This window comes from Glycomyces halotolerans, from assembly GCF_054779575.1.
Genome location: NZ_BAAGXZ010000005.1, coordinates 158958 through 171716, shown reverse-complemented (window position 1 = coordinate 171716; position 12759 = coordinate 158958). Strand labels below are relative to the sequence as shown.

Here is a 12759-nt window from a genome sequence, read left to right as displayed (position 1 = left end):
GCGGGGAGCGCCGCGGCGCTCCCCGCGCCCCGGCCCCGTTTCCACCGAACTCAACCGAGCCAGAGAGGACCGCATTGATGCTGCTCGACCCGGGCATGGATCTGACCCTGCGACCGATGAAATACCCGGACTTCTACGAGCAGTACCGGGCCGCCATCCGCAACACCTGGACCGTCGAGGAGGTCGACCTCGCCTCCGACCTGGCCGACCTGGCGACGTTCACGCCGCAGGAGCAGCACCTCATCCACCGCCTCGTGGCGTTCTTCGCCACCGGCGACACCATCGTCGCCAACAACCTGGTGCTCAACCTCTACCAGCACGTCAACTCCCCCGAGGGCCGCCTGTACCTGTCGCGGCAGCTGTTCGAGGAGGCCGTCCACGTCCAGTTCTATCTGACGCTGCTGGACACCTACCTTCCCGACCCCGAGGAGCGCACCAAGGCCTTCGCCGCGGTCGAGAACATCCCCTCGATCAAACGCAAGGCCGACTTCTGCTTCAAGTGGATCGACTCGATCTTCGAGCTGCACGAGCTGAAGACCGCCGAGGACCGCCGGCTGTTCCTGCTCAACCTCATCTGCTTCGCCGCCTGCATCGAAGGCCTGTTCTTCTACGGCGCCTTCGCGTACGTGTACTGGCTGCGCAGCCGCGGCCTGCTCGACGGGCTCGCCACCGGCACCAACTGGGTCTTCCGCGACGAGTCGTGCCACATGAACTTCGCCTTCAGCGTCGTCGACGTCGTCCGCTCCGAAGAGCCCGAGCTGTTCGACGACCGGATGCGCGACCAGGTCACCGCGATGATGGAAGAGGCCGTCGAATGCGAACTGCAGTTCGCCGAGGACCTCGTCGGCGAGGGCATGCCGGGCATGACCGTGAACGATATGAAGTCCTACCTGGAGTATGTCGCCGACCAGCGTCTGGAGCGGCTCGGGATGCCGGGGCGCTTCGGCTCTGAGAACCCGTTCCCGTTCATGGCGCTGCAGGACGTCCAAGAGCTCACGAACTTCTTCGAACGCAGGCCGACCGCCTACCAGACCGCCGTGGAAGGCAAGGTCGACCTCGACGAGGAGTTCTGACCGGGATCGACCGCATTCTCCCCGGTTCGGTCCAGGGCCCGCACGGCTTCCGTGCGGGCCTGAATCGTCAGGCCCCTCGGGCGAAGGTGACGCCTTGGGCCTGGGTGCCGTCGGCCAGCTGGGCCACGCACATGAACGTGCCGTCGCCCGGCAGGTGCAGGTCGGTCGTCCAGTCCAGCGAATCGCCGCCGATGAGCTGCGAGAGCGGCCCGTCCTCGCGTTCGCCGGTGATGCACGCCGCGGAGACGACCTCGTTCTGCAGCGCCGCGGCCGGGTCGTCGGCCGGGAGCCCTTCGGGCAGCGGGCCGGTCGCGTACGCCTCCCACTGGTGGGCGCCCGAGCACGGGGCCTGGGTCAGGTCGGGGATCGCGCCGTTGAAGCAGGTCGGCTCCGGGACGCACCCGACGCCGTCCTGCTTGAGCGAGCACTCCTTGACGTAGTCCTCGACCATCGACTGCTCTTTGAGGTCGGTCGTCTCCTCGCCGCCGAACAGCCAGATCGCGCCCCAGACGAGCAGGCCGATCACGGCCAGCCCGGCGGCGCCCAGGCCGAGCAGGACTCCCATGCCGGAGTCGCCGCCGCCTTCCTGGAGGCGGCGCTCCCGGCGCGTCATGCCGGTGTCGCCGCCGGAGACGGGGACGGGCAGCGGCGATTCGGTCTCGGCCCGGTCGAGGCCGCCGCCGGAGCCGAACGACCGCCACTGATCGGGCTCGGCCGGCGGCGAGACCGGTTCGGGCGCGGCCTGCGGCGTGTACCGGGCCGGGGCCGGCGCCGGTGGCGCGGCGGCGGCCACGAACGGCTCGGGGGCCCGCAGCTGCGGCCGCGGCGGCGCCTCGCGGCGGTTGCGGCCCGGCGCCAGGCGCAGCGTCGAGGGCGTCTCCGGCGCCTCGGAGTCCGTGTCCGACGGCGGCGAGTAGGCCGAGTACAGGCCGACGCCTTCGGGCGCCGGCGAGACCGGCGCCGAGGCGTTGATCTTCGGGAGGATCCCGGTCGAGGCCTCGGGGATGCTGGCGAGGAACTCGCGGAACTCGACGGCCGTCGGCCGGCCTTCGGGGTTGTTGATGAGCGCCGTCCTCAGCATTTCCAGCAGCAGCGGCGATATACCGGGGATCGCCGGGATCGGCTGGTCGAACAGCGCGGCGACGTCGTTGATGTCGAGCACGCCCTCGGCCGGGAAGCGCGGCGGGGAACCCGACAGCAGCGTGTAGAGCGTCGCGGCCAGCGAGTAGACGTCGGCGCTCGGGCCGATCTCGCGCATCTGGAAGACCTCCAGCGGCGCGTACGCCGGGGTGGCCATCGTGGAGACCGGTTCCCCCGCCTGCGGCGACGGCAGCAGGCACGAGAGCCCGAAGTCGGCGATGACCGCCCTGCCGTCGTCGTTGAGCAGGATGTTGGCCGGCTTGATGTCGCGGTGGACGATCCCGGCCTCGTGCGCGGCGGCCAGCGCGTCGGCGACGCGGATGCCGATCTCGATGGTCTGCTGGGGCCTGAGCGTGGTGTGGCGGTCGAGCAGTTCGGCGACCGAGCCGCGGCACCGCTCCATGACCACGTACGGGTGGGCCTGCCGGGTGAGTCCGGCCGAGAGCATCCGGACCACGCACGGGTGGCTGGAGATGCGGCCCGCGGTCTGGACGTCGTGGCGGAAGCGCTGGCGGGCGCGCTCGTCGGTCAGGGGCCGCGACTCGATCTTGACGGCGACTTCGGCGCCGTCGTCGAAGCGGGTGGCGGCGTAGACGACCGAGTAGGCGCCGCGGTCGATCTCCTTGAAGCCGGTGAGGCGTTCGATGCCGGCCAGGAGCGATTCGGGGTCGAGGTCGGTGCCGGTCATCCGTTTGAGGTCGTCGGTGCGCAGGCCGGGTCCCGGGTCGCCGTATGGGGTCGGCGGCGGTGAGAAGGGGGCGGCGGGGTGGGGACCTGCGGGAGCACCGTAGGACGACATGGTGTCCACTAGTTACAGCCTCCGTAGTGTCGAGCCTGGGTCGGGACGGAGTTTCGGGTCAGCCTCGGCTGTGCTCCGTCCGGCGTTCACTTGCGTCCTGGGTTGTGGGACCTTCGGGCGATAACGTTACGGCAACGTCCCTTGGAATCTGTATACGCCTGGACGAAAAGACAGACACAATTGACCGAACGGATGATATGTCGCTTCCGCTTGGTTCGGTATCGGTAGCCCATAGTGAATGCGTCCCCCGTGCGGCGCGCGGGCGGACGGACGCGCCGGCGACGGTTCAAGGCGCCCCCGTCCGCCCGTCGCGTCCCTTCGGCCACTTCAGGACCGCTTTTCACCGTGCTCAATGCTCCGCTCGACTGTGCTTTGGGGCCAGTCGCTCTCGCCGCGTCGGAGGTACTCACGCGAGGTGGGCCTCGGCCCAGGCCGTGGAGGCAGGGTCCTCGCCGAAGGACTTGAGCGCCGTCCGGGCCCAGTGCCGGGCCTCGTCGGCTCTGCCGTCCTCATCGAGCAGCCGGGCGTAGGCCGCGACGATCGCGCGCCGCGGGTGCCCGAGCGCCGGCTCGTCGTAGTGCTCGACCAGTTCGGACAGGATCCGCAGCGCCTCGTCCCGGTCGCCTCCGGCCGCGAGGGCCTCGGCCAGCAGGGAGGCCGCGGCGGCCCGGCCCGGCTCGAGCACGTCGTCGGTCGCCAGCGCGAGCGCCTCCCGGGCCGCGCCCGCGGCCTGCTCGAGGTCCCCGGATTCGAGCGCGCAGCGGCCCCGCATGCACAGCGCCAGGCTCATCAGCAGCGGGTGCCCGGTGGCGGCGCCGTACTGCTCGGCCGAGACGGCCAGGTCGGCGGCGTGGTCGAGCGCGCCGATCCGCAGCGCGGCGAAGGCGCGCACGTACTTGGCGAAGCCGCGGCCCCAGTCGTCGTCGATGCGGTCGAAGTCGCGGAAGGACTTGCGCGCGGCCGTGTCGGTGCCCTCGGGGCGCCCGAGCGCGACCGAGGCGGCCGCGCCGGTGGCGCGCAGCAGCCCGACGGCGAACACGTCGCCGCTGCGCTCGCCGATCGGCAGGAACACCTCGGAGAGGCGGCGGGCCTCGGAGAAGCGCCCGGCCATGAGCAGCGCGAACGCGGACACGCCGCGGACCCAGGCGCGCCCGACCAGGTCCATCTGGCGGGCGAAGTGCTTGGCGGCCTCGCGGAGGACCTCGTCGGCGCCGTCGAAGTCGCCGCGGGCGACCAGCACCCACGCGCGGTGCTGCAGCGCCCAGGCGACACGCCGGTCGTCGCCGACGCCCACGGCGGTGTCGTAGGCGTCGAGGAACCGCCGCTCGGCCGCGTTCAGGTCGCCCGAGAGGTAGTCGAGCAGGCCGATGCGGCACTGGGCGTCGCAGCGGGGCCCGGCCAGGCCTTCGCGCCGCGACAGCGCCAGCGCGGCGGCCCAGGCGGCCCGCGCGCCCTCGAGTTCGCCTTTGAACCGGTGCAGGCGGCCGCGCAGCAGCAGCAGCTGCGAGACCAGTTCGGTCTCGGATTCGGGGAAGTCGTCGCCGTACAGCTGCCCGGAGGGGTGCTCGTCGTGGTCGTCGCCGGGGACGACCAGGCCGATGTCGACCGCCAGGTGCTCGATCTCGGCCTCGGCCTCCACGGTGCGGCCCAGCCGGGTCAGGGCCCTGCCGCGCAGCAGCCGGTCGGCGGCGGTCAGCGGCGTCATCTGCTCGATGCCGTTGAGCAGCGACACGGCCCGTTCGGGCTCGGAGGCGTCCATGGCGCGGTGCGCCTGCTTGCGGACCGCCTCGAGCGCGAGCGGCAGCACGTTCCAGACTTCGTCGACCGCTTCGATCTCGACCTCGCGCGCCAGCGCGACGGCACGTTCGGCGTGGTAGACGACCAGGTCGTCGGCGCTCTGGCCCTCGAGTTCGGTGTCGGCGGCCCAGCGGGCGATCTCGGCGTGGGCGTGCGCGGCGTCGGCCTTGCCGATCGGGGCGTACGCGGCCTGGCGCAGCAGCGGGGTGACGAACCGGTAGCCGCCGTAGGAGCGGCGGCGCAGCATGCGCCGGTCCAGCAGCTCCTGCAGGGCCCGGTCGAACTCGCCGGGCACTTCCTTCTCGAGCAGCTGGGTGGCCTCGGGCGGGACGGCGTCGCCGAAGATCGAGGCGGCGCGCAGCAGCGCTCGGGCCGCCGGGGTGAGCGCGTCGATGCGGGCGCCGAGGACCTGGGCGAGGTCGCGGGAGAGGACCTTCCCGGTCAGGGACCCGGCCGCGAGCTTCCACTTGCCGTCCTCGCCGGTGAGCAGGTCCTGCTCGGTCAGCAGCGTGACCAGTTCGGCCAGGTAGTAGGGGTTGCCCTGGGCGAAGCCGAGCAGGCGCTCCTCGTCGGGTTTGGGCAGTCGCCCGCCGCCGAGGAACTCGCGTAGCAGTCGGGCGGCGTCGGCGCCGGCCAGCGGCGGCAGCGGGTGGACCTCGGCCTCGGAGATGCGGGTGAGGACTCCCGAGGAGCGGGTGAGTTCGGGGCGGCCGTAGAGCAGCACCAGCACGGGCCCGGAGACCTTGGCGAGGGCGACGCCGAGGGCGTCGATGCCGTCGGCGCTGGCGGTGTGGAGGTCGTCGACGTTGAGCACGAGCGGGCGCTGGCCGGCCAGGTGGGTGATCAGCTCGGCGACGGCTTGCGGAATCGTGTAGGCCTCGGATTGGCGGCCGGTGAAGCCGCCGGGGCGGTCGGTGGCGCCGGGGCGGCCGTGGCCGAGCAGCCCGAGGAGCACTTCGACGTTGAGGCCGCAGTCGTCGTGGTCGACGTGGCCGTCGGCGATGCGGCGGATCTTGGCCTCGGCGGTGGCGCGGTCGTCGTCGAACCTGAGGCCGGCGGCTTTGCGGACCATGTCGGCCAGGGGCCCGAAGCGGCGGCCTTCGCCGTAGGGTGCGGCGCGGACGGTGAGGACGCGGGCGCCGCGCTCGGTGGCGATGGTGCGGACTTCGCGGGCGAAGCGGGTCTTGCCCATGCCGGCTTCGGCGGTGTGGATGAGGATGAGCGGCTCGCCGCGGTCGATGACGGCGTCGAGGCGGCCGGTGACGCGGCCGATCTCGGCGTCGCGGCCGATGAACGGCGCGGTGTCGCCGAGGCTGGCGCGGGTGCCGGGCTCGTCTTCGAGGCCGAGAAGCTGGTAGACCTCGACCGGTTCGCGCTTGCCCTTGAGCCGGACGGGGGTGAGGCGGCGCCAGGCGGCGGCGTGCTTGGTGGCGCGCATGGTCTCCTCGCCGGCCCAGACGGTGCCGACGGAGGCGGCGTCGCACAGGCGGGCGGCGGTGTTGACGGTGTCGCCGATGACGGTGTATTCGAGGTCGGCCTGCATGCCGGCGACCACGAGGCCCGAGCGCAGGCCGATGCGCAGGCCGATGGGGAGGCCGCCGCCGGATTCGATCTTGAGCAGGCGGCGGACGCGCTTCTGCATGGCCTGGGCGGCGCGGATGGCGCGCTCGGCGTCGTCTTCGTGGGACAGGGGCGCGCCGAAGACGGCCATGAGGCCGTCGCCGGTGAGCTTGTCGACGTGGCCGCCGAACTCGTTGACCGCGCCGACGCACTCGGCGAGCAGGCGGTCGGTCACCGAGGAGACCCGCTCGGGGTCGAGGCTCTCGGACCAGGTGGTGAAGTCGGAGAGGTCGGCGAAGAGCACCGTCACGTAGCGGCGCTCAGTCTGGGGAGCGCTTGCCTCGGGAGACAGCGGCGCCCCGCAGTTGTGGCAGTAGCGGGCCCCGGGGACGGTCGGAGCTGAGCAGAACGGGCACGTCACAGCTGCACCAACACCGAAACCAGGGTGTGTTGTTCCCCACTCCTCCGGGGAATGGGGACGAGTTTGGCGTTCACGCTCGCAAGGATACGTGTCCTAGCTGACAGATACCTGTGTGCCAGGGCACAATTCTCCGAAGATCGCCCCGGATCGCGGGACCCTGTGCAGGCCCGGGAGCCGATAAGATCAACACGCCCGGACACCCCAAATGCAAGAAGGCTCCCGCCGTGCACGCCGCCGACGCCCCCGCGATGCCCCCGGCTCAACGCCCGCCGACTCACGGCTGGCGCGAGGTCCGCTGGAATCGGTGGTGCTGGCTCTGGTCCGCCGTGCCCTCCGGTCTGCTGGGACTGCTCGCCGCTGTCGAACAGGACATCAACGACACGAGCGAACTGACATGGGCGGTGCTGGGCCTGAGGCTCGCGATCGCGGCGGTCCTCGGCGCCGTACCGGGATTGCTCGTCTACGCCAGTCCGTACTTCGAATACCACACCAGCGCCGGCCTCATCGAGGCTCGGAGCCGGTGGGGACGCAAGCACACCTACCCGCGGCCCGGCTACGAACTGCTCGAGTTCTCGGCCGTTCACGGCGAGATCCATGAAGTCGGCACCGGCGGACGGCGGCACAAGCTGTGGATCTCGGGGAAACAAGCGCGGCGTGAGGACTGGCGGCAGTTCGTCGAATGCATCCACCCCGACGCGGGCCCGCCGGTGGCCGTCCGCTCCTCGGCGGTCCGCTCGGCCTCGGAATGACCAGGGCCCCGCCGGTGTCCCGGCGGGGCCCTGGTTCGTTCGTTTCCGTGTCAGGCGGTGACGAGGCCGGCCCTCTGGAATTCCTTGACGGTGGTGTAACCGGTCTTGGCCATGGCCCGGCGCAGACCGCCGAAGAGGTTCTGGCTGCCGTCCGAGCTGGTCGACGGCCCGTACAGGATCGCCTCCAGGTCGGGGACCTCGATGTCGCCGGAGTCGCCCGGGCGGAAGCGGCCGCGCGGCAGCTTCGGGTGCGAGGCCGCCGAGTGCCACCACGCGCCGGCCGCCGGTGACTCGGCCGCGTCGGCCAGGATCGAGCCGAGCATGACCGCGTCCGCCCCGCACGCGATGGCCTTGGCGATCGCACCCGAGCCGGTGACCTCCCCGTCGGCGATCAGGTGCACGTAGCGTCCGCCGGTCTCGTCGAGGTAGTCGCGCCTGGCGGCGGCGGCCTCCACCACGGCCGAGGCCATCGGCACGTCGATGCCGAGCACCGAGTCGGTGGTCGACCAGTCGTCGGAGCCGACCCCGACGATGACACCGGCCGCGCCGGTGCGCATCAAGTGCATCGCGGTCTTGTAGTTCGTGGCGCCGCCGACCACCACGGGCACGTCCAGGTCGGCGATGAACTGCTTCAGGTTGAGGACGTCGCCGTTGCTGGAGACGTGCTCAGCCGAGACGATCGTGCCCTGGATGACCAGCAGGTCCACCCCGGCCTCCACGGCCAGGGGCGCCAGCTCGGAGGTGTGCTGCGGGCTCACCCGCACCGCCGTGGTCACCCCGCCGGCCCGGATCTCGGCGATCCGCTCGGCGATCAGTTCGGGCTTGACCGGCTCGGCGTAGATCTCCTGGAGCCGCTCGATCGCGGTCTCCGCCGGCGTGTCGGCCAGTTCCTTGAGCAGCGACGTCGGGTCGACGTAGCGGCACCACAGCCCTTCGGCGTTGAGCACCCCGAGGCCGCCGAGGCGGCCCATCTCGATCACCGAGGCCGGGCTCATCGTCGCGTCCGACGGGTGGGCCATCGCCGGGATCTCGAACCGGTAGGCGTCCAACTGCCACTCGGTGGAGACATCGTCGATGTCCCGGGTTCGCCGGCTCGGCACGAGCGCCACTTCGGACAGACGCCAGCCTCGCGCCACGATCTTGCCGGGGCCGATCTCGACCAGTTCCCGCACAGGTCCTCCTCCTACCGAGTTCCCACTACCGAGTGTGGTAGTTGGGCGCTTCCACAGTCATCTGGATGTCGTGCGGGTGGCTTTCCTTCAGACCCGCAGCGGTGATCCGGACCAGACGCCCGCGCTCATGCATCGCATCGATCGTACCGGCTCCGGTGTAGCCCATCGCGATGCGCAAGCCACCGACGAGCTGGTAGACCACCTGTGCGAGAGTGCCGCGGTACGGCACCTGACCCTCGACGCCCTCAGGCACGAGCTTGTCGTTGGTGTCGACCTCGTCCTGGAAGTAGCGGTCCTTCGAGAAGGACTTCGCCTGCCCGCGGGTCTGCATCGCGCCCAGCGAACCCATGCCGCGGTAGGACTTGAACTGCTTGCCGTTCATGTAGATCAGCTCGCCGGGGCTCTCGGCGCAGCCGGCGAACAGCTGACCCATCATCACCGTCGAGGCGCCCGAGACGATCGCCTTGGCGATGTCGCCGGAGTACTGGATGCCGCCGTCGGCGATGACCGGGACGCCCCGCTCGCGCGCGACGCGCACGGTGTCCATGATCGCCGAGACCTGCGGCGCGCCCACGCCCGCGACGACGCGGGTCGTGCAGATCGCGCCGGGCCCGACCCCGACCTTGACGCCGTCGACACCGGCGTCGATGAGCGCGGCCGCGGCCTCGGCGGTGACGATGTTGCCGCCGACGACGTCGACCCGGTCGCCGAAGTCCTTGGCGATGGTCGCGATCATGTCGACCACCCCGCGCGAATGCCCGTGCGAGGAGTCGACGACCAGCAGGTCGACCCCGGCCTCCACCAGCTGCCCGGCGCGGGCGTACTGCTCCTCGCCGACGCCGATCGCCGCGCCCACGCGCAGCCGCCCCGAGTCGTCCTTGGTGGAGTCGGGGAACTCCTCGCGCTTGGCGAAGTCCTTGACGGTGATCAGGCCCCGCAGGCGCCCGGTCTCGTCGACGATCGGCAGCTTCTCGATCTTGTTGCGCTTGAGCAGTTCCAAAGCCTCGTCACTGGAGACGCCCTCGGGGGCCGTCACCAGGTTCCGGGAGGTCATCACCTGCGAGACCGGCACCGACAGGTCGGACTCGAAGCGCATGTCGCGGTTGGTGACGATCCCGACCAGCTGGCCGCCCTCGTCGACCACCGGCAGGCCCGAGATGCGGTAGCGCCCGCAGAGCTTGTCGACCTGCTCGAGCGTGTCCGACGGCGAGCACGTGACCGGGTCGGCGACCATGCCCGACTCGCTGCGCTTGACGAGGTCGACCTGCTGGGCCTGGTTCTCGGCCGACATGTTGCGGTGCAGGATCCCCAGGCCGCCGAGGCGCGCCATCGCGATGGCCATGCGGGCCTCGGTGACGGTGTCCATCGCCCCGGTCAGCAGCGGCACCGACACCCGGATGTTGCGCGAGACGTACGAGGACGTGTCCACCTCGGCCGGAACCACGTCGGATTCGCCCGGCAGCAGCAGCACGTCGTCATAGGTCAGGCCGAGCGGAATCGCGCCCGCCGCGCCCATCGGCACCGTCGTGCCTCCGACACGGCTCCCGGACGCGCCTTCGGCCCCTGAAATCCCAAAATCCCCTGAGAACGCCATGGAGCAATGGTAGTGCCGCCGCCGGCACGGGCCCGAGCCGCACACGGCGCTCAGCGGTGTGATTCGCCGCAGATCCACTCGCGCGCCGCTACCGGGTGGTGCCGCGACTGGCGAGCGATACCCTGGAGGCGTGCATGAGGAGCCTCGCGACCCGTTCGCCGACGATCCCGAACACACGGACGCGTCCATGCTGTTCGAGCCCGAGCTCGACGACGCGGACCGCGCCGACCTGCTGGAGGACCTCCACGAACTCGAGATGTTCGAGAAGGTCCTGCAGCCGCTCGGCTACCGCGGCGTCGTCGTCGACTGCGCCGACTGCGACGAACCGCACTACTTCACCTGGGGCCTGCTGATGTCGAACCTGCGCGGCCTGCTCAAGGACAACAGCGCCCAAGTCCACGAACCGGCCTACGACCCCGACCCGGCCCAGTACGTCACCTGGGACTACGCCCGCGGATTCTCCGACTGCTGGATCCGCCACCACGGCGGCGGCAACTAGGGCGCGGCGCTGGAACGTGAGTCCGGCTGCCGGAACCGCCCCGAAGACGCTACGGTGGGCCGGTGACCGATCCGTTCGTCCCTTGGATCCCCGTACGCGAACCGGACTTCCGTCTGACCGGTCCGCTGGCCGGCCTGCGCCTGGCCGTCAAGGACCTGTTCGACGTCGCCGGCGAGCCGACCGGCGCGGGCAACCCGCGCTGGCTCGACACCCACGAGACCCCGGAGGCCGACGCCGCCGCCGTGGACCGCCTGCGCCGCGGCGGCGCCAGTCTGGTCGGCAAGACCATCACCGACGAGCTCGCGTGGAGCCTCAACGGCTCCAACACCCACTACGGCACCCCCGACAACCCCGCCGCGCCCGGACGCCTCCCCGGAGGCTCCTCGTCCGGCACGGCCTCGGCCGTGGCGCTCGGAGCGGCCGACATCGGGCTCGGCACCGACACCGGCGGCTCGATCCGCCTCCCGGCCTCCTACTGCGGCCTGCACGGACTGCGGCCCAGCCACGGCCGCGTCCCCATGGACGGCGCCGTACCGCTCTCGCCGTCGTTCGACACCGCCGGCGTCCTCACCCGCGACGCGGCCACGCTCCGCAAAGCCGCCGAGGCGCTCCTCGGCGAAGCGAACGACCCCCTCCCCGAGCCGATCACGAAACTCCTCGTCCCCCAGGAGATCTGGGACCAGGCGCAACCCGAAGTCCGCGAGACGCTCCTGAGGTGGATCGAACGGACCGGACTCGAGACCGACCGAACGCCGCTGTTCGACGACCCGGCCGAACTCGACCGGGCCCGCCAGACCTACTCCACCCTCATGGGCTACGAAGCCTGGCAGACCCACGGCGCCTGGATCGAGGCGAACGAGCCCGAATTCGGGCCGGGCGTGGCCGCACGCTTCGCGGCGGCCGCCGAGATCACCGCCGAGGACGCCGACTCGGCGGCCGAACGGCGCGAGCGCATCGCATCGCACCTGACCGGACGGCTCGGCGACGGCTCCGCGCTGGCGATCCCGGCCGCGCCGGGCCCGGCTCCCGAACCCGACGCCAGGATCGACCGCGAAGCCATCGTGCGTCTGACGTGTCTGGCCGGCCTCACCCGCGCTCCTGCCATGGCCCTGCCTGCGGGCGATGTCGCGGGACTGCCGGTCGGTCTGCAGCTCGTCGCCGCCCCCGGGCGCGACGAGGCCCTCTTGTCGCTAGCAGACCAGGCCTGAACGGAACGCCTCGGCGACGGCGTGCGCGCGGTCGCGGGCCCCGAGCTTGCGGAACATCCTCCTCGCGTGGGTCTTGACGGTGTCCTCGGACACGAACAGGTCGCGCCCGATCTCGGCGTTCGACTTGCCCTCGCTCATCCCCCGCAGCACCTGCAGCTCCCGCTCGGTGAGCTTCATGCCCTGCAGCTGCGAACGCTGGCGCGGCAGCGCCTCGCCGCCGGTGCGCACCAGCGTCGGCGAGGCGAACATGATCGCCTGCGCCAGCGCGACCAGCAGGTCGTCGGAGCTGTTGGACGGGGTGCGGATGACGCCTCGGGCGCCGGCGGCGACGACCATGGCCGCCGTGCGGGGGTCGGCCGCGCCCGACAGGAGGACGCCGGTCCTGGGCGAGCGGGTGCGGACGAGCTTGGTGAACTTGACGGGGTCCGGCGCGGCGAGTCCGACATCGACCAGCACCACGTCCACCTGGCGCCGCCCCAGCTCGACGAAGAGCTCCGCTGAGCCCTCCACCGCCTTGACCGCCTGCGCCAGACCCATCCGGGTCGCGCAGGCTGCGATCTTCTGACCCGCTTGAGGGGTCTTAACACAGACCAGTACGGTTCTCACTTTGTTCTACCTTTCAGTGCGGCAGGCCGACGGTGTGTCTCTCGGATGGAGAACGCAGGGGCCGGGCCGCCATGACGCGACTGACGCGAGATTTTTCGAATGAATTTCCGCGGTATCCGAGACGAGGTGCGAGCACATGCG

Annotated in this window: 8 protein-coding genes and 1 pseudogene; 4 read left to right on the top strand and 5 right to left on the bottom strand. The window is 71.3% G+C overall.

Annotated features, from left to right (window positions below; translation table 11 throughout):
• Positions 1-77 precede the first annotated feature (77 nt).
• Positions 78-1073 (top strand): ribonucleotide-diphosphate reductase subunit beta, encoded by a 996-nt coding sequence (locus ACYVL2_RS06965; RefSeq protein WP_460541595.1) that lies wholly within the window; start codon positions 78-80, stop codon positions 1071-1073.
• 67 nt (positions 1074-1140) lie between these two features.
• On the opposite strand, the gene ACYVL2_RS06960 is transcribed toward ACYVL2_RS06965, so the two are convergent.
• Positions 1141-3012, bottom strand: a complete 1872-nt coding sequence (locus ACYVL2_RS06960) for a serine/threonine-protein kinase (RefSeq protein ID WP_460541658.1) — start codon at positions 3010-3012, stop codon at positions 1141-1143.
• Between the two features lie 2218 nt (positions 3013-5230).
• Positions 5231-6790 (bottom strand): annotated as a pseudogene (locus tag ACYVL2_RS06955) (adenylate/guanylate cyclase domain-containing protein); the annotation flags it as partial.
• Between the two features lie 224 nt (positions 6791-7014).
• Between ACYVL2_RS06955 and ACYVL2_RS06950 the strand changes: the two are divergent.
• Positions 7015-7539, top strand: coding sequence for a hypothetical protein (locus ACYVL2_RS06950; protein WP_460541593.1), 525 nt, complete (start codon positions 7015-7017; stop codon positions 7537-7539).
• A 50-nt stretch (positions 7540-7589) separates the two neighbouring features.
• Here the strand turns inward: ACYVL2_RS06950 and ACYVL2_RS06945 are convergent, their stop codons facing one another.
• Positions 7590-8711, bottom strand: coding sequence for a GuaB3 family IMP dehydrogenase-related protein (locus ACYVL2_RS06945; RefSeq protein ID WP_460541591.1), 1122 nt, complete (start codon positions 8709-8711; stop codon positions 7590-7592).
• Positions 8712-8736: 25 nt separating this feature from the next.
• Positions 8737-10227 carry an IMP dehydrogenase gene (gene guaB / locus ACYVL2_RS06940; protein ID WP_460541656.1) on the bottom strand — a complete coding sequence of 497 codons (1491 nt, stop codon included), beginning with the start codon at positions 10225-10227 and terminating at the stop codon, positions 8737-8739.
• A gap of 208 nt (positions 10228-10435) precedes the next feature.
• Between guaB and ACYVL2_RS06935 the strand changes: the two genes are divergently transcribed.
• Positions 10436-10804: a DUF5319 family protein gene (locus tag ACYVL2_RS06935; protein ID WP_460541589.1), complete on the top strand. Its 369-nt coding sequence runs from the start codon at positions 10436-10438 to the stop codon at positions 10802-10804.
• A gap of 62 nt (positions 10805-10866) precedes the next feature.
• On the top strand, positions 10867-12012 hold the full coding sequence (locus ACYVL2_RS06930) for an amidase (protein WP_460541587.1): 1146 nt from the start codon (positions 10867-10869) through the stop codon (positions 12010-12012).
• Here the strand turns inward: ACYVL2_RS06930 and ACYVL2_RS06925 are convergent.
• The gene (locus tag ACYVL2_RS06925; protein WP_460541585.1) at positions 11995-12618 is read right to left on the bottom strand and encodes a LuxR C-terminal-related transcriptional regulator; all 624 of its coding nucleotides are present in this window, start codon (positions 12616-12618) and stop codon (positions 11995-11997) included. The genes ACYVL2_RS06930 and ACYVL2_RS06925 overlap by 18 nt on opposite strands.
• Positions 12619-12759 lie beyond the last annotated feature (141 nt).